General features: G+C 72.0%; 18 protein-coding genes. 11 read left to right on the top strand and 7 right to left on the bottom strand.

What is annotated here, in order from left to right; translation table 11 throughout:
• Positions 1-152: 152 nt before the first annotated feature.
• Positions 153-1,022 (bottom strand): SDR family oxidoreductase, encoded by an 870-nt coding sequence (locus tag HNQ07_RS13895; RefSeq protein ID WP_373298046.1) that lies wholly within the window; start codon positions 1,020-1,022, stop codon positions 153-155.
• A gap of 83 nt (positions 1,023-1,105) precedes the next feature.
• Complete coding sequence (locus HNQ07_RS13900) at positions 1,106-1,846, bottom strand: enoyl-CoA hydratase-related protein (RefSeq protein ID WP_184112795.1); 741 nt, start codon at positions 1,844-1,846, stop codon at positions 1,106-1,108.
• Between the two features lie 110 nt (positions 1,847-1,956).
• Between HNQ07_RS13900 and HNQ07_RS13905 the strand changes: the two genes are divergently transcribed.
• The 6 genes from HNQ07_RS13905 (at position 1,957) to HNQ07_RS13930 (ending at position 8,644) form a co-directional block, all read left to right on the top strand.
• On the top strand, positions 1,957-3,612 hold the full coding sequence (locus HNQ07_RS13905) for a sensor histidine kinase (protein WP_184112797.1): 1,656 nt from the start codon (positions 1,957-1,959) through the stop codon (positions 3,610-3,612).
• Positions 3,609-4,043, top strand: coding sequence for a response regulator (locus HNQ07_RS13910; protein ID WP_184112799.1), 435 nt, complete (start codon positions 3,609-3,611; stop codon positions 4,041-4,043). Before HNQ07_RS13905 ends, HNQ07_RS13910 begins: the two co-directional genes overlap by 4 nt.
• Positions 4,044-4,116: 73 nt before the next feature.
• Positions 4,117-4,893 carry an LPS export ABC transporter ATP-binding protein gene (gene lptB / locus HNQ07_RS13915; protein WP_184113262.1) on the top strand — a complete coding sequence of 259 codons (777 nt, stop codon included), beginning with the start codon at positions 4,117-4,119 and terminating at the stop codon, positions 4,891-4,893.
• A gap of 20 nt (positions 4,894-4,913) precedes the next feature.
• Positions 4,914-6,719 carry a DUF3084 domain-containing protein gene (locus HNQ07_RS13920; RefSeq protein WP_184112801.1) on the top strand — a complete coding sequence of 602 codons (1,806 nt, stop codon included), beginning with the start codon at positions 4,914-4,916 and terminating at the stop codon, positions 6,717-6,719.
• A 50-nt stretch (positions 6,720-6,769) separates the two neighbouring features.
• Positions 6,770-7,960 (top strand): ABC transporter substrate-binding protein, encoded by a 1,191-nt coding sequence (locus tag HNQ07_RS13925; protein ID WP_184112803.1) that lies wholly within the window; start codon positions 6,770-6,772, stop codon positions 7,958-7,960.
• A 243-nt stretch (positions 7,961-8,203) separates the two neighbouring features.
• The gene (locus HNQ07_RS13930; protein ID WP_184112804.1) at positions 8,204-8,644 is read left to right on the top strand and encodes a hypothetical protein; all 441 of its coding nucleotides are present in this window, start codon (positions 8,204-8,206) and stop codon (positions 8,642-8,644) included.
• A gap of 12 nt (positions 8,645-8,656) precedes the next feature.
• On the opposite strand, the gene HNQ07_RS13935 is transcribed toward HNQ07_RS13930, so the two are convergent.
• Positions 8,657-9,316: a potassium channel family protein gene (locus HNQ07_RS13935; protein WP_184112805.1), complete on the bottom strand. Its 660-nt coding sequence runs from the start codon at positions 9,314-9,316 to the stop codon at positions 8,657-8,659.
• 43 nt (positions 9,317-9,359) lie between these two features.
• Positions 9,360-10,775 (bottom strand): TrkH family potassium uptake protein, encoded by a 1,416-nt coding sequence (locus HNQ07_RS13940; RefSeq protein ID WP_184112806.1) that lies wholly within the window; start codon positions 10,773-10,775, stop codon positions 9,360-9,362.
• Positions 10,776-10,828: 53 nt separating this feature from the next.
• Here HNQ07_RS13940 and HNQ07_RS13945 point away from each other — a divergent pair, with 53 nt between their 5' ends.
• The 4 genes from HNQ07_RS13945 (at position 10,829) to HNQ07_RS13960 (ending at position 13,826) form a co-directional block, all read left to right on the top strand.
• Positions 10,829-11,938 carry a methyltransferase domain-containing protein gene (locus tag HNQ07_RS13945; protein WP_184112807.1) on the top strand — a complete coding sequence of 370 codons (1,110 nt, stop codon included), beginning with the start codon at positions 10,829-10,831 and terminating at the stop codon, positions 11,936-11,938.
• Positions 11,939-11,959: 21 nt separating this feature from the next.
• A complete protein-coding gene (locus HNQ07_RS13950) occupies positions 11,960-12,226 on the top strand; it encodes a hypothetical protein (protein WP_184112808.1) in 267 nt (88 codons plus the stop codon).
• 110 nt (positions 12,227-12,336) lie between these two features.
• Positions 12,337-12,816 (top strand): DUF2243 domain-containing protein, encoded by a 480-nt coding sequence (locus HNQ07_RS13955; RefSeq protein ID WP_184112809.1) that lies wholly within the window; start codon positions 12,337-12,339, stop codon positions 12,814-12,816.
• Between the two features lie 23 nt (positions 12,817-12,839).
• Positions 12,840-13,826 carry a Gfo/Idh/MocA family protein gene (locus tag HNQ07_RS13960; protein WP_184112811.1) on the top strand — a complete coding sequence of 329 codons (987 nt, stop codon included), beginning with the start codon at positions 12,840-12,842 and terminating at the stop codon, positions 13,824-13,826.
• Between the two features lie 16 nt (positions 13,827-13,842).
• Here HNQ07_RS13960 and HNQ07_RS13965 read toward each other — a convergent pair whose 3' ends face one another.
• Genes HNQ07_RS13965 through HNQ07_RS13975 form a run of 3 tightly spaced genes read right to left on the bottom strand, consistent with a single transcriptional unit; the run spans position 13,843 to position 16,816 of the window.
• Positions 13,843-14,253 (bottom strand): hypothetical protein, encoded by a 411-nt coding sequence (locus tag HNQ07_RS13965; RefSeq protein ID WP_184112813.1) that lies wholly within the window; start codon positions 14,251-14,253, stop codon positions 13,843-13,845.
• The gene (locus tag HNQ07_RS13970; protein ID WP_184112815.1) at positions 14,238-16,439 is read right to left on the bottom strand and encodes a DNA internalization-related competence protein ComEC/Rec2; all 2,202 of its coding nucleotides are present in this window, start codon (positions 16,437-16,439) and stop codon (positions 14,238-14,240) included. The genes HNQ07_RS13965 and HNQ07_RS13970 overlap by 16 nt, the downstream gene beginning before the upstream one ends.
• Positions 16,439-16,816: a ComEA family DNA-binding protein gene (locus HNQ07_RS13975; protein WP_229832006.1), complete on the bottom strand. Its 378-nt coding sequence runs from the start codon at positions 16,814-16,816 to the stop codon at positions 16,439-16,441. The genes HNQ07_RS13970 and HNQ07_RS13975 overlap by 1 nt, the downstream gene beginning before the upstream one ends.
• Before the next feature lie 129 nt (positions 16,817-16,945).
• On the opposite strand from HNQ07_RS13975, the gene HNQ07_RS13980 reads away from it, so the two are divergent.
• A complete protein-coding gene (locus tag HNQ07_RS13980; RefSeq protein ID WP_184112817.1) occupies positions 16,946-17,107 on the top strand; it encodes a hypothetical protein in 162 nt (53 codons plus the stop codon).
• Positions 17,108-17,119 lie beyond the last annotated feature (12 nt).

The following is a 17,119-nucleotide window of genomic DNA, read 5'->3' on the forward strand; positions in this document are numbered from 1 at the left end:
GGGCGGGACGTGGTGGTCACGTCCCGGCTGAGCAGAGGATGCCGGGGGCACACCAAGACGCCGTCCATGAGAGACGCAGACTTCATGCAGGCCGCAGGGGCAAATGTGAAGGCCCCCGCCGCACGCACGGCAGGGGTCGGGACGCATGACGCTCAGGGCTTCGGCTGCGCCAGGCCCATCTGCTGGTACGTCTGGTACTGCGGCGCGCCGCCGAGCATGTTCTGGCCGCCGTCCACGGGCAGGATCACGCCGGTCACGTAACTGGCCGCGTCGGACACTAGGAACAGGGCGGCGTTGGCGATGTCCTGCGGCACGCCCATGCGGCCCAGCGGCACGCTGCCCGCCACGCGGCTGCGGCTGGCCTCGTCCGGCGCGAGGCGGGCCATGCCCTCGGTGCCGTCGATGGGGCCAGGCACGATGGCGTTCACGCGGATGCCGCGCAGGCCCCACTCGATGGCCAGGGTGCGCGTGAGCATGTCCACCCCCGCCTTCGCGGCGACCACATGCGCCTGCATGGGCACCGGGATGCCGTACGCGCTGATGCTGAGCACCGTGCCGCCGGGAGCGTTCAGGTGCGGGCCGGCGGCCTTGATGGTGTGGTACGTGCCGATCAGGTCGATCTCCACGACGGTCCTGAAGCCGTTGGGGCTGATGCCGTCCACCGGCGCGGGGAAGTTCCCGGCGGCGCCGGCCAGGACGATGTCGAAGTCACCGAACGCGCCCACGGCCCGCGCGACGGCGGCCTGCATTGCGGGGTAGTCGCGCACGTCCGCGCTGACGCCCAGCGCCCGGCCGCCCGCGTCCACGATGCCCCGCGCGGCCGCCTGCGCCTTGTCGAGGTTGCGGCCCAGGATCGTCACGGCGCAGCCGTGCGCGGCGAAACTCTGCGCGATGCCCAGGTTGATGCCGCTGCCCCCGCCGGTGATTAGCGCGTGCTTGCCGGCCAGCAGGTCGGGGCGGAAGGTGCTCTGGGGCGTGCCGGGCGCGAGGGTGCCGAGGGAATGCGGGGGCATCTGGGTCATGGGTCTCCTGGGTGCGAGCTGAAGGTCAACCTGGCATGCGGTCGAGGGGCTGGCGGCGTGGACATTCGGACAGTCAGACCGTCTCAGGTCTTCAGGGCGCTGGCGAGGCCCTCGGCGGTCATGTGCAGGGCGTTCCACTGCACGGCGTCCGCGAGGCTGCGGGCGTGCGGCAGGTCGTCGTTCAGGATGCGCTTGGTGCCCTCCAGCGCGCGGGCGGGCAGGCCGGCGAGGTGCAGGGCGAGCTGCTGCGCGCGGGCGAACAGCGCGTCCGGGGTGTCCAGCACCTCGGTCACCAGGCCCCAGCGTTCGGCGGTGGGCGCGTCGATGGGCTCGGCAGTCAGGGCGAGGTGCGCGGCGCGGCCGTGGCCGATCACGCGCGGCAGGCGTTGCAGGCCGCCGAGGTCCGCGGTGATGCCCAGGCGGACTTCCGGCAGGCGGAAGCGGGCATCGGCCGAGCACACGCGCAGGTCGCAGGCCGCGATGAGTTCCAGGCCCGCGCCGATGCACCACCCGTGCACGGCCGCGATCACCGGGATCGGCAGCGCGGCCAGGCCCTCGATAGCGGCGTGCATGTCGTCCACCACCGCCCGGAACTTCTCGGGGTCGCCCAGGGCGGGCGCGATGCTCGCGGCGCTGGCCGTCACGTCCAGCCCGGCGCTGAACAGCTCCTCGCCGCGCACGATCAGCACGCGGGCGCCGTCCAGGTCGGTCAGGACGCGCGCCATGTCCTCCCAGAACGCGGGACCCAGGGCGCCCTTCTTGCTGGTGATGGTCAGGGTGGCGACGCCACCCTCGCGGGTGAGCTTCACGCTCCGGAAAGTCATGAAGAAAGTGTACCCGGTTCAACGTGCGGCCCGGCCGGGCCCCCGGGCAGGCCCGTCGGTGCGAGGAATCCGGCGGCCCGCACTGCGGGAACATCACTAGAATGACCGTGATGCCCGCCCCCGCCCCGATCCCGCCTGGTCCGCCGGCCGTGCCCGCGCCGGCCCCGGCGGACACGGCCGGTCGGGCGCGGGCACGCCCCTCGTTGCAGTCGATGCTGATCCGCCCCCTGATCCTGCCGCTGCTGCTGATGCTGGGTGTGGGACTGGCCGTGCTGGTGGGCGTCAACCGCGGCGCGCAGGCGAGGGCGCTGGTCACGGACTCGCAGACCCGCCTGATCCTGATCAGCTCGCTGAGCGGCGACGTCGCCAGCATGGAAAACGGTGAGCGCGGGTACGTCCTGACCGGGGACCAGGACTTCCTGGCCCCGTACGCCGAGGGCCGCCTGCGCTTCTCGGCGCACACCTACGCCCTGCACGACCTCAGCCCGCCCGAACAGCAGGCGCGCCTGGCACAGGTGCAGGCGCTCGTGACCCGCTGGTTCCAGACAGCGGCCGAGCCGGAGATCCATGCCCGGCGCACCTCGCTGACGGCGGCGGCCTCGCTGGTCGACACCGGCGCCGGCAAGGCCATCCTGGACGAGGCCCGGCGCGCGCTGGACGACATGCAGGTCGAGGAGAACACGAACCTGAGCGCCGCGACCGCCTCCAGCCAGGACACCCTCAACCGCGTGCGGCTGGTCACGGTGGGGGGGCTGCTGCTGGGCGTGCTGCTGCTGCTCGTGACCGCGTGGCAGGTGGCCCGCACGGTCACGGCCATGCTCAACCACCTCACCGAGGGCGCGCGTCAGATCGCGGCCGGGCGCTACGACCTGCGCCTCCCGGACAGCGACGTGCGTGAACTCGCGGAGCTGGGCCGGCAGGTGGACGTCATGGCGGCCGCCGTGCAGCGCCGCGAGCACGAGCTGCGCGTCTCGAACGAGAAGCTCGGGCGCAGCAACCGCGAGCTGGAGCAGTTCGCGTACGTCGCGTCCCACGACCTGCAGGAACCGCTGCGGACCATCGCCAGCTTCACCGAACTGCTCGCGCGGCGCTACCACGGGCAGCTGGACGAGCGCGCCGACCAGTACATCGCCTTCACGACCTCCGCCACCACCCGCATGAAGAACCTGATCCAGGACCTGCTCTCGTACTCCCGCGTGCGCCAGGGCGGACGCTCTCCCACCACGCTCGACATGCAGGACCTCGTCGGGAGCGTCGTGGACGACCTGGCGGCGCAGGTGGCCGCTGTGGGAGGCCGCGTGGTGCTGGAACCGCTGCCGACCGTGCAGGGCAACGCCGAGCTGCTGCGGCAGGTGTTCCTGAACCTGATCGGCAACGCCCTGAAGTTCCGCGCCGAGGACCGCGCGCCGGTCGTGCAGGTCAGCGCAGCGCGTCAGGGGCGCGGCTGGGTCTTCAGCGTGCAGGACAACGGTATCGGGATCGAGCCGCAGTACCACGAGCGCATCTTCGGGGTCTTCCAGCGGCTACACGGCCAGGACGAGTACGATGGCAGCGGGATCGGCCTGGCGGTCGCCCGCAGCGCCGTCGAGCAGCATGGCGGCGCCGTGTGGGTCGAGAGCCGGCCCGGTCAGGGCAGCACCTTCCGCTTCAGCGTGCCGGACGCCACCGCCGGCCCGGTGGGCGCGGTGCCCACGGCCGCCAGCACCCCCGACCCTGTTCCCGCCGCGGCCCGAGACGCCGCGACCCCCGCCAAGGAGCCCGCATGACCGGTATCGAGATCCTGCTCGTCGAGGACAATCCCGCGGACGTCATGCTGACCAGGGAGGCCTTCGAGGAAGCGGACTTCCCGCACCAGCTGCGCCATGCCCGCGACGGCGTGGACGCCCTGATGTACCTGCGCCGCGAGGGCAAGTACGCCCAGGCCACCCGCCCCGACGTGATCCTGATGGACCTGAACATGCCGCGCATGAGCGGCCTGGAGGTGCTCGACATCCTCAAGGCCGACGACAGCCTGCGCAGCATCCCGGTGATCGTGCTGACCACCTCGCGCGCCGAGACGGACATCTGGCGCAGCTACGACCTGCACGCCAACGCCTACATTCCCAAACCGGTCAGCATCGCGGAGTTCGTGGACGTGGTGCGCACCCTGGGCAACTTCTGGTTTCACAAGGCGGCGCTGCCCCCCCGGCGGACGTAGGCGGCCGCGGCAACGAAATCTGGAAAGGCTCACGGGCCGCGCTGGGCACGCATGCTACCCTGCCCCCGTGAGCCTGAGCGTTCCCCACCCGGACACCGCCGCGCCTGTGGTCACGGGCGCGGCGCGGCCGGTGCTGAGCGCGCAGGGCCTGGGCAAGACCTTCGGCCGGCGCACCGTCGTGCGCAACGTAAGCTTCACCGTGCAGCCCGGCGAGATCGTCGCGCTGTTCGGCCCCAACGGTGCGGGCAAGACCACCACCTTCTACATGGTCGTGGGCTTCATCCGGCCCGGCGCCGGGCGCATCACGCTGGGTGACCGGGACCTGACCCGGCTGCCCATGCACGAACGTGCCCGGCTGGGCCTGGGCTACCTGCCGCAGGAGGCCAGCGCGTTTCGCAAACTCACGGCGCGCGACAACCTGCTCGCCATCCTGGAGTACCAGAAGCTCCCGCGTGCCGAGCAGGAGGTACGCGCGGACGCCCTGCTGGCCGAATTCGGCCTCACGCACCTGGCGGGCAGCTACGCGTATCAGCTGTCGGGCGGCGAGCGCCGCCGGCTGGAACTCGCGCGCGCCCTGACCACCGATCCCGACTACCTGCTGCTCGACGAGCCCTTCACGGGCGTGGACCCCAAGAGCATCCGCGACATCCAGCGCCTGATCCGGGAGCTGCGTGACCGTCGCGGCATCGGGGTGTTCATCACGGACCACAACGTCCGCGAGACCATCGCCCTGACCGACCGCGTGTACCTGATGTTCGACGGAGACGTGAAGTTCGAGGGCACCCCCGCGAGCTTCGCGCAGGACGAGGACGTCCGCCGGCACTACCTCGGCGACGACTTCGAGCTGTAGGCCGCGGGGAGGAACGGACCATGCTGTGGGTCTTCCTGGCATTCGTGGTGCTGCTGTCCGGCGTGGTCGCCTACGCGGCCGATACCATCGCGCGCAAGGCGGGCCGCAAGCACATCCGCTGGTTCGGCCTGCGCCCCAAGACGACCGCGCTGGTCGTCGCGGTGCTGTCGGGCATGGCCATCTCGGCCGCCAGCCTGACCGCCTTCCTGCTGCTGAACAAGAATGCCGTGGACATCATCGCCGCCGCAGACCAGTTGCGCCCGCAGCTGGAATCGCTGCGCCGGGAGTACGCGGCCGCGAAGGACGACCTGAAGGCCGCGAACGCCGAGCGCGACGCCGCCCGCAAGGAGGCCGAGCGCGTGGGCGAGTTGCAGGCCGCCGCGCAGCGTGACCTGCGCGCCACCCGCGCGGACCTGGAGACCGCCCAGCAGGCCGAGCAGCGCCTGAAGGCCGAGACGGCCACCCTCCAGGGCCGTGTGAAGACCCTGGGCACCACCATCACCACCCTGGAAGGCCTGGCGAAGGAGAACCGCGTGAAGCTCCAGGCGTCGGAAGCGGCGCTGAAGGCCAGCCAGGCCCGCGCGCAGACGCTCGACGCCCAGGTGCTCGACTTCCGCGCCCGCACCGCCCTGGCCCAGCAGGAAGCGCAGAACGCCCAGGACCGCGCGGCGACGGTGCAGGCCAGCGCGGACCGGGCGCAGGCGCGTGCCGCCACGGCCGAGGCCGCCGCCCGCACCGCGCAGGCGCGCGCGCTGCAGGTGCAGGAGGCGTCCGCGCGGGCGCAGGTCAGCGCCCGGCAGGCCCTGGCGCAGGTGCAGGCCCAGGCCCAGGCCGCGCGCACCCAGGCGGACGCGCTGCGCACGCAGGTCGGGCAGCTGGGCGCGTCCCGGCAGGCCGCGCAACAGGACCTCCAGAATGCCAAGGCGGCGCTCGCCACCGCCCGCACGGCCCTGGCTGCCGCGCAGACCGCCCGCGCACAGGCCGAGCGGCAGCGGCAGGCCGCGCAGGCGGCGCGCGACACCGTGGCGGCCGAGCGCAGCCGCGTGGCCGCGCAGCGTGACCAGCTCGTCGCGGACCGTGACCGCATCACCCGGCAGCGCGACCAGGCGCAGGGCGACCTGGTGGTCCTGCAACAGCAGCAGCTTGCGCTCAAGAGCAGCAACGACGCCCTCTCGCGCGACCTCGCCACCGCGCGCACCACGCTGGGCAAGTTGCAGGACGAGTACTCCAGCAGCCGCGCCGAACTGAACGCCAGCCGCAACACGGACCTCGCGTACCCGAAAAACGACCTGGTGTACGCGGCGGTGGTGCCCAGCGTGCGCAACCTCGACGGCTTCCTGAAAGACGCCGACAGGGCCGCGCAGACCCGCGGTGCCAAGGGCTCGCCCGCGGTGCGCCTGGCGTCCGGGTCGCGCGCCGCGCTGGAGACCACGCTGCGCGGCCTGAACACCAGCACCTTCGTGCAGTGCCGCGCTGCCCAGAACGCCGCCCTGGGCTTTCCGGTGGACCTCAGCTGCGACGCCCGGCCCAACACCGTCCTGTTCCACCGCGGCGACATCATCCGCCGCATCAGCGTGAACCTGAAGGCCGAGCCGCGCGTGATCCAGGACCAGATCAGCGAACTCGTCAAGGACACCGTCGTGGATATCACCACGCGCGGCGTGCCGGACGAGTACATCCTGAACCAGGGCCTGGACGTCAACGAGTTCATCGCGCTGCTCACGCGCCTGAACGCCCGCAGCGACGCGACCGCCGTGGTCGGCATGGCGGCGCGCGACGACGTGAAGCCCAGCACCCGCGTCGACCTGTACCCGATCCTGCCCTGAGCGTGCGTCCGGCCCGGCCGCGCGTCAGGCCCGCCCGCTACACTCCGCCCATGCGCTCCCTGCTGCTCCTGACCCTGCTGCTCGCCCAGAGTGCCCACGCCGCCCCGGTGCGCGTGGAGTTCTGGCACGCCATGGGCGGCGTGAAGGACACCGTCGCCCGCTACGCCCGCGATTTCAACGCCGCCCAGAGCGCCTACGAGGTGGTGCCCGTCGCGTTCGGGAATTACCGCGACCTGCTGCCCAAACTCCAGGACGCCCTGAAGGCCGGCACCGCCCCCGCGCTGGTGCAACTGGAGTTCACGCAGTTCCCGAACCTGGCTGCACAGGGCGACCTGGCGGACCTGGGCCGCGCCGTGGACGCCCTGCCGGACACCCTGAGCGGCGACCTCTACCCGTCGGTGTGGAAGGCCGGGCAACTGACCGGCAAGACCTACGGCCTGCCGTGGAACGTGTCGGTGCCGGTGCTGCTGTACAACGCGGGCGCGCTGAAGAAGGCCGGCGTGAGCTTCCAGGACACCTGGACGGGCCTGGAGGGCGCGAGCCGCACGCTGGCGACCGGTGGCCGCCGGCCCCTGATCGCCGCGGCGGACGCGTGGACCTTCGAGGCGAACGTGTTGTCGCGCGGCGGCTCGCTGGTCGAGGGCACGCGCCCGGCCCTGAACAGTCCGGAGGCCGTCGAGGCGCTCACGCAACTGGCGCGCATGAGCGCCGCCGGACAGGCCCAGCCGCGCACGCTGGGCGAGGCGACGCGCGGCGCCTTCGACTTCGCGCGCGGCCAGAACCTGTTCGTTCCTGCCAGCGTCGCCAACTGGAACGACGCGCGCCGCCTGCCCTTCTTCACCCTGGGCGTGGCGCCGTTTCCGTGCGAGAAGGTGGGCTGCACGGTGCCGCTGGGCGGCGCGGTCCTGAGCGTGCCGCGCGGCACGTCCGCGCCCGAACAGGCGGGCGCCGTGGCGTTCTGGCAGGCCCTGATGGACCCCGCCCGGCTGAGTGACTGGGTGCAGGCCACCGCCTACGCCCCCCCGCGCCGCGCCGCGCTGCCGCTGCTGGAGGGCTGGTACGACCGCAACCCGCAGCTGCGCGCCGCGCACGCCCAGATGACCCGCGCCGTGCCGCGCCCCACGCTGCCCGCCTACGCCCGCTGGATTCCCCTGATCGAGCAGGCCATCACCCGCGCCACCACCGGGCAGGTCAGTGCGAAGGCCGCCCTGGACGACGCCCAGCAGGCCGCCCTGAAGTGACGGCCCGCCTGAGCCGCGCGGAAGCGCCGGGGGAAGGCCGGCGGGTGTATAGGACGCCGATCACGCCCTGATCACGCGTGGGCGCGTATTCTGGTGGAGCACGGGCAGGGAGGAGCGTCGTGGCTCGCCGGCGCGTGCGGCTCCCGGGGGGGAGTGGATGTCCAGCGCCAGCGGGAACAGTCGGGGGGCTGTTGTCGCTGGTCGCTCTCTGTGGTCCCCAGCCCGCCGCTACAATGACCGCCGATGTCCGCCGCGTACCTGCTGCTCACGCTCATGGTCACTGGCCTGCTGCTCCTGCTGCTGTCCAGACCCGGTGCCGCCCGCGCCATGACGGTGTGGAGCCTGGCCGCCCTGCTGCCGCTGCTGTGTGCCCTCAGCGCGGCGCTGTCGGCGCAGGGCCGCGCGGCCCGCGTGCTCGCCACGGCGGCGCCCCAGGACACGCAGGTGACCGTCACGACCGGCGGCGCGGCCCGCACGCTGATGCTGTCCGCGCAGGACGCCGCATGCGTGGAACGTGCCGTGTATCTCAACGCGCACGTGACCCTGGACACCGCCGCCGGCCCGCTGCCCCTGGGACCCGGCACGCGCGTGACCGGCCCCCTGCCGTCCCGCGCGGCGGTGGAGGCGCAGGTCATCCGCGGCACGCTGCGCTGCCCGCACCTGCACGCCGTGCGGACCCACTGACGTTCCGGCGCGTTACTCGCCCAGGAAGCGGCGCAACTCGTCCAGGTTGTGGCTGGTGCCGATCACGACCAGCCGGTCGTGCGGCCGGACGATGTCCTCGGCGCGCGGCGTGACCTCGATCTTGCCCGCGTGGCTGATGGCGATGACCTGCACGCCGAAGCGGCCCGTGAGGTTCAGGTCGCGCAGGGTGCCCTTCACGCGCTCGTTCGCCTCGATCTCCACGATGGCGTAGTCGCCGCCCAGGTCGAGGGTGTCCACGATGTTCGGCGTGGCGATCTGCCGCGCCAGACGCACGCCCATGTCGTGTTCCGGGCGGATCACCAGGTCGGCCCCGATGCGCTCCAGCACGCGGCGGGCCATCTCGTCGATGGCCTTGGACACCACGTAGGTGGCGCCCAGGCTCTTGGCGTTCATGGTCGCCAGGATGTTCGCCTGCACGTCCGTGCCGATGGCGACCACGACCACGTCGAAGTCCGCGACGCCCATGGCGCGCAGGGCCCGCTCGTCTCCGGCGTCCACGATGGCCGCGTGCGTGACGAGGTTCATCACCCGCTCGACGTTCTCCTCGTTGTGGTCGATGGCCACGACCTCGTGCCCCATCTCGTAGAGGGTGGTGGCGACCGCCGTGCCGAAGCGGCCCAGCCCGATCACGAGGCATTGTTTGGTCTTCATGTCAGCGTCCTCTCGTGCGTTCCAGGGTAGCGCGCGGGCATGTTCACCCGATCAGGATGTCGCGGTCGGCGGGGTAACGCACCAGCGCCTGGCCCTGCGGCCGGCTGAACGCCACCGCGAAGGTGAGCGGCCCGATGCGGCCCAGGAACATCAGCAGGATCAGGATCACGTGCTGGTCCGGGTTCAGGAGCGGCGTGGTGTTCATGCTCAGGCCCACCGTGCCGAAGGCGCTGACCGCCTCGAAGAACAGCTGGACAAACAGCACGTCCTGGCGGGTGTTGAGCAGCAGCAGCAGGATCAGCATGCCGTTGACCAGCCCGATGCTCAGCAGGCCGACCGTCATGGCGCGCAGCACCGTGTCGGTGTCGATGCGGCGCCGGAACAGCGTGGTGTCCCGGCGCCCGCGCACCATGCTCCACGCCGAGGCCATCATCACGTAGAAGGTGCTGGTCTTGATGCCGCCGCCGGTGCCGCCGGGGTTCGCGCCGATGAACATCAGCAGGATCGAGATGAACAGCACCGGCAGGCCCATCGCGCCGTAGTCGAGGGTGTTGAAGCCCGCCGTGCGCGTCGTCACGCTCTGGAAGAACGACGCCAGCAGCTTGTCCCCGAAGCCCAGCGGCCCCAGCGTCCGGGGGTTGCTCCACTCCAGGCCCAGGTAGCTCACGGTGCCGAACACCAGCAGCGCGGCCATCATGGTCAGCACCAGCTTGCTGTGCACCATCAGGCGGTGCCGGCGGCGGTGCATCAGGTGCGCGACCACGTTCAGCTGCACCAGGAAGCCCATGCCGCCCAGCACGATCAGCGCCGCGACCACCAGACTGACCAGCGGATCGCGCACGAAGCCCATCAGGTTGTCGCTGTACAGCGCGAAGCCCGCGTTGTTGAAAGCGCTCACCGAGTGGAACACCGCGTAGAACGCGCCGCGCGCCCAGCCCTCGCGCGCCACGAAGTCCGGCAGCAGCAGGAGCGCGCCCACGGCCTCGATCACGAAGGTGTACAGGAAGATGTTGCGGATCAGCGGCAGCACGTCCCCGGCGCTCAGGGCACTCACCTGCTGCGCCAGCCGGATGCGCTCGGTGTAGTTCACGCGCCGCCGCGACAGCAGCGCGAATGACGTCCCGAAGGTGATGATCCCCAGCCCGCCCAGCTGGATCAGCAGCATGATCACCACCTGCCCCAGCCGGCTGAAGTCCTTGGCCGGGTCGAGGACGTTCAGGCCCGTCACGCACAGGGCGCTGGTGGCCGTGAAGAGCGCTTGCAGGAAGGTCACGCTGCGCCGCGTGCCGTCCGGGTTCACGCCGTGCATGATCGGCAGCCACAGGAGCAGCCCGCCCAGCACGATCGCCGCCGCGAAGGACAGCGCGATCAACTGCGGCGGACTGCGCCGCGACAGCCACGGCTTACGCAGCCGCCTCGCGCTCGGCGGCGGCAGGGGAGCGGGAGGCGGTCGGGTCATACGGCTTGCGGATTGTACGCCGGGGCCTACAGGCCCGGCTATACTTATCTGTCATGCCCCGCCCCGCCCGCCCTGCCCGACCCCCCGCCGCCCGGTCCGGGGCCGACCGCCCCCACGGCACCGGCCGCAAGGCCAGCCGGCCCAAGGTGGACCACCGCACCCGCCAGAAAGCGCACGAGTACGAACTCGACGCCCTGAGCGGGCTGGAGCGCGTCGCGGAGACGGAACTCGCTGCCGTGCCGCTGGCGCGCGATATCCGCGGCCCGCGCTTCTGGTATCCCGGCGACCCCGAACGCCTCACCCGCATGAAGAGCGTGGTGGCGGTGTACCGTATCCAGACCTGGGACGTGCCCCGCCCGCGCGGTCTGCTCGGCAACCAGCAGCTCGGGGAACTCACCGAGTACCTGCGCAGCGTCGTGGAGGTCGGCGGCCACACGTCCTTCCGCCTGGGCGCGGCCGGCAAGGAGTCCAGCGTCATGCAGCGGCTGGCCGAGGAACTCCAGCAGGGCCTGAACCTGCCCCATGACCCGGAGACCGGCGAACTGCTGATCCGGCTGCGTCCGGAGCTGGATGGTCCCGGCTGGGACGTGCTGGCCCGCATCACCCCGAAACCGCTGTCGGCGCGGCCGTGGCGGGTGTGCAACCTGCACGGCGGCCTGAACGCCACCATCGCCTACGCCGTGCACAAGCTCGCCGGGCAGCGCGACGTGGACCGGATCTTCAACCCCATGAGCGGCAGCGGCACCCTGCTGATCGAGCGCGCCCTGATGGGCCCCAGCGACGCGATGGTCGGCGTGGACGCCAGCCAGGCCGCCGTGGACTGCGCGCGGGCGAACATCCACGCCGCGAAAAAGGACATCGAGGTCGCGTGCCTGGACGCCCTGCACACCGGCCTGCCGGCCCGCTCCTTCGACCTGGTCGTTGCCGACCTCCCGTGGGGCGACGCGGTGGGCAGCCACGTGGACAACGAGGTGCTGTATCCCGCCTTCCTGACAGAGATGCACCGCCTGACCAGCAAGCAGGGCCGCCTGGCCGTCATCACGCACGAGATCAGGATGTTCGAGCGGGTGTTGCAGGATCAGCAGAAATGGCACGCGCAGGAACTGTTGCAGGTCGCCAGCGGCGGCCACCACCCGAAGGTCTACCTGCTGCACCGGCGGTAGAAGACGGTGCGGGCGCGGGTCGTGAGCGCATGGTGGTTCCAGACCCGCGAGGTCTGGGCCGTCGAGATTGACGATCTGGAGGGCCTCTTCAGGGGTGGTCAGCAGGTGACCTTCACGCTGGAAGACGAGACGGCGGGGCCGTTTCTGATCCGCAGCGTCGAGATGTCCGATCACCGTCTCGAAGGGACATCCTATGTCGCCCTGACCATCCAGGCCGCCCGCAAACGGGGGCTCGACCGCTTCATCCATGGCGTCGTCGAGGCGACCGATCCACAGACGATGACGTGATCTTCATGCTGTCCGGGGGCCGTGCCCGTTTCGGGTCACCGGGCGTTCATGTGCGTGTGGATCGCGCCGCCGACGCGGTGAGGATCATGGAGCACGGGGCAGGAGGAGCCATGACGGAAGCGGTCGCGGCCGCGCGGCGGCGCTGGGTGCGGGGCGGGGTGCTGCTGGGCGTGGGCCTGGGCGGACTGTTCGACGGTATCGTGCTGCACCAGATCCTGCAGTGGCACCACCTGCTCAGCAGCGACCACCCCCCGGACACCGTGCGCTCCCTTCAGCTCAACACCCTGTGGGACGGCCTGTTTCATGCGGCGGCGGCCACGTGCACGGTGCTCGGCATCTTCTCGGTGTGGAGCGGCACCCGTGTCGGCCGGCCGGTCACGTGGCGCACCTCGGCGCTGGTCGGGACGCTGCTGTTCGGCTGGGGGCTGTTCAACGTCGTTGAGGGCGTGATCGACCATCACCTGCTGGGGCTGCACCACGTCCGCCCCGGCCCGCATCAGGTCGCCTACGACGTGGGCTTCCTGGCGTGGGGCGCCGTCATGCTGCTGGTCGGCTGGCGGCTGATGGAGCGCCGGCGTCCGGCGCCGTGACCGGATGCCCTACCCTGTGCGGCATGACCACCTTCCGCTGGGGCATCCTGGGCGCGGCCCGGATCGCGAACCGTCTCGTTCCCGCCTTCCGCGCCGCGGGCGGTGAAGTCGTGGCGGTCGGCGCGCGGGACGCCGCGTCCGCACACGCGCAGGCGTTCTCGGACAGGTGGGGCGTGCCCGTGGTGGGCGGCTACCAGGACGTGCTGGACAGTGACGTGGACGCCGTGTACATCCCGCTGCCGAACGACCTGCACCTGCCCTGGACGGTGGCCGCGCTGCGCGCCGGCAAGCACGTCCTGACCGAGAAGCCCTACACCCTGGACGCCGCCCAGGCCCGGGAGATCGCGGCCGTGGCGGCCCAGACCGGCAAGGCGGCCATGGAGGCCTTCGCGCCGCGGTTCCATCCGTTCCTGCTGCGGGTCCGTGAGATCGTGCGGTCGGGGGAACTGGGCGAGGTGCGCGTGGTTCGCAGTGCCTACGGCTTCAGCCTGCAGAACGCGGGCGATATCCGCTGGGACGCCACGAAGGGCGGCGGGGCGCTGTACGACGTGGGCACGTACTGCGTGAACACCACCCGCCTGCTGCTGGGTGAACCGCACGCGGCGACCGCCCAGGCCCGCTGGACACCCGGCGGCGTGGACCTGGGCCTGAGCGGCACGCTGGAGTACGCGGGCGCGCTCGTCACGCTCGACTGCGGCTTCGACTGGGGCAGTCCCGACACGCAGCGTCTGACGATCATCGGCACGCGCGGCACGCTGGACGCTGGCCGCGTGTCCAGCCCGCCCGACGGGGAGCCGGTCACCCTGACGATCCGCACCGCGGACGGCCCGCGCGAGGAATCGTGCCCGGCCGCCGACGCCTACACGCTGATGGCCACGCACTTCCAGCAGGCCGCGCAGGGCGTGGTGCCGCCCCTCTACCCGCCCGACGACGCCGTGGCCCAGATGCGCGTGCTGGACGCGCTGTACGAATCGGCGCGGACGGGGAGAAGGATCGACCTTCAGTCCTGATCCGCGAGCCGCACGGTCAGGTGCCGGACGAGGTGATCGACGTGATCGCCCCAGTGGATGCCCTCAGGAGCAGCGCCTTCTGAATGTCTCCAGCGATGTCGACCAGGTCGTCGATAGCGTCCCCGACGCTTTCCGTGGACTCGGTGATGTCCGGGTGGTGCGTATCCCCGTCATAGAAGCCGAGTTCGGGCCACTGGGGGCCGATGGTTCCGCGGAGGGTGTCATCTGCCGGTTGCGGCTCGACGTCGTCCAGCCAGCGGATGCGTGTCGGCAGGCGCCTCACGACAGCGCGCAGGCGCAGCAGTTCGTGGCGCAGCCTGGACAGGGACGCGCCTTTTCGCTCCACGATCAGATTCAGCGTCTGGTGGGCCTGTGCGAGGACCTCCTGTTCAGCCAGCTTCCTCCCGCGCCTCACGGAATCGGCCACGTGATCGTGCCCATCTGATCGGTGCGCCACACCTTCACGCCGGCGGCGGCCAGCCGGTTCAGGACGTCCGGGTTGGGGTGTCCGTAGGTGTTGCGCCCCACGCTGATCACGGCGTCTTTCGGGGTCGTCTGCACGAGAAAGGCGGCGCCTGTGCTGAAGCGGCTGCCGTGGTGCGCGGTCTTGAGCAGGTCGAGGTGGCCCAGACCGATCATGTCCTCGGCGGGGTCCGGCAGGTCGCCCAGGATGGCGGTGCTCCAGCCGCGCGACTCCAGCTTGATGGCCACGGAGTTGTCGTTGTCGGCCGTGCTCCACACATTCCCCGGCGGCCACAGGACGGTCAGGGTGGCGTCGCTGGCGCTGACGCGGTCGCCACGCCGAACCTCGCGCACCGGAACGCGGCGTTCGCGGGCGGCGGCGAGCACCGCGTCCAGCACGGGGTCGCCCACCTTGCGCTGCCCGATCCACAGTTCCCCGACCGGCACGGCGCGCAGGACGCTGGCGAGGCCCTCGATATGGTCGGTATCGGCGTGGGTGGCAACCGCCACGTCCAGCGTCCGCACGCCCAGGGCGCGCAGGGCGGGCACGACCGCCTTGCCGCCCACGTCGTAGTCCGAGCCCACCGAGCCGCCAGCATCGACCAGAATGGTCAGACCCGGCACGCGGATCAGTGTGCCGTCGCCCTGCCCGACGTCCAGAAAGACGATGTCGCGCGGCGGGTGCAGCCGGGCCGGCAGCGCGGTCATCAGGGCACACACGAGCACGGTGCCCAGCACGGCCGGCAGCCGGACGCGGCCCAGCAGCCACAGCACGCCGGCCAGGGCACTGACCGCGTACGCGATCATGCCGGCAGGGGAGACGGTGCCCCACGGCAGCACCGGGAACTGCCCGGCGGTGCGCGCGACCCACAGCAGCGCGTCGGCCAGCACGCCGTTCAGCAGGTTCAGCGGTGCGGCGGCCGGCCCCAGCAGTCCGGCCACGAAACCGGCGGGCACCAGCACTGCCATGATCGGCGCGGCGAGCAGGTTGGCGGGCAGGCCCACCAGCGGCAACTGCCCGAAGGTGCCCGCGATGACCGGCAGCGTGGCGAGTTCCGCCAGCACCGTCGCGCTCAGGGCGGCGCGCAGCCCGTGGGGCCACGTGGCCGGCAGGCGGTCGGCGGCGCGCCCGGCCAGGGTCAGCGCCAGCACCGCCAGGAACGACAGCTGGAAGCCGATGTCCAGCAGCCACAGCGGGAACAGCAGCACGCACACCAGGGCCGCCAGCGCGGTCAGTCCGGTGGGATCGACCCGGCCGCGCCCGACCGCCAGGGCGATCAGCACCACAAAGCCCATGATCACCGCGCGGGTGATGCTGGGCGACAGCCCGACCAGCCACAGGTACCCGAGCAGCAGCGCGGCGGGCAGGCCGTAGCGCCACCCGGGCGGCGCGCCCCGCCACGCCAGCAGCCAGACCAGCACCCCGGTGATCAGCGCGACGTTCTGCCCCGACAGCGCCATCAGGTGCGCGAGCCCGGCGCGGTTAAAGGCGTCCCGCACGGCGTACCCCTCCGCGAAGTCCTCGCGGCCGATGTCGCTGCGGTCGCCCAGCTCGACGGCCTGCATCAGCGCGGCCTCGCGCGGCCCGAGCCCGGCGGTCAGGCCCTGGCGGAACCACCCGCGCACGCCGCCCTCGCGGCCGCTCTGGCGCAGGCGCGCCCCGACCAGCACGGCCGTGGGTGTGGGCAGGAACACGCCGCCCTGGGCGCGCAGCCACGCGGCCTGATCAAAACCGCCGGGCGTGCGCCGGCCCTCCGGGGCGATCAGCCGCCCGCTGACGCGGATGTGGCCGGGGCGGGCCAGCGGCCTGGGCGCGACGGCCACCCGTGCCCGGGGGTCGCTGAGGGTCAGGAACTGACCGTCCCACTGGCCGTCCAGCGTGACCTGCGCGCCCAGCCACGGGCGCAGCGGATCGGGCCGCGACGTGACCACGTGCGCCGACCCGAACCCCGCCGCCGCGCCCGCCAGCGCCAGCAGGGCCAGGGCCGGCCGGGCATCCCACATGGCCAGCAACGCGCCGCCCAGCACGCTCAGCGCGCCCCACCACACGCCCAGGTCGAGCTGGACGCCGCCGATCACGCCCAGCACCGCGATCACGGGCCACGCCACCCGGCCGCTGGCCCGCGGCGGGGCGCCGGACGCGGGGAGCATCAGTACGTGACCAGCGGCGTCAGGAGTTTCATGGTCGTGGCCCCCACGCCCTTCACACGGTCGAGGTCGGCCAGCGAGCGGTACGGGCGGCCCGCGATGATCTTCCGCGCCAGGCTCGGGCCGACCTTCGGCAGCGCCTCGAGCTGTTCCTCGCTGGCTGTGTTCAGGTTCACCCTCCCGGAGATCAGCGGGGTGATGCTGCGGGTGGTCGGGTACGTCGCCGGCTCGGCGGCGGTCGCCGTGATCGCCGGCAGGGCTGTGCGTGTCACGGTCGGCACGTGTGGGCGCGGCCACACCGCAGGGCCCAGCGTCAGCCCCGCGACGAGCAGCACGCCGGCGCCCAGCACAACCGACCACGGCAGCCCGGAAATGATCACCCGGTCATTCTAGAAGTGGGGTCGGCTTTGCCGGAACGCATATGAGCGCCCGGCGCCCCCCACTTGACGAGCGCTTCATGTGCCGCCGGGGGGGCCGCCCGTCGCCCGGAGGGCTGTTATGCTGCGGGCATGGTTCCGGACGACACCCATGGTCAAACGCACGAGCGCCTCACGTGGGCGCTGGTGGTGATCGCCGTCGGCGCGATCATCGGGATCGGCACGGCCGCGGCCCTGCTCGCCCGCAAAGGCCGCCCTCTGCCGGACGACCCGGACGCCCCGCTGTTCATCTGAGTGCCGCCCTGC

Source organism: Deinococcus metalli (assembly GCF_014201805.1).
Classification (GTDB): Bacteria; Deinococcota; Deinococci; order Deinococcales; family Deinococcaceae; genus Deinococcus; species Deinococcus metalli.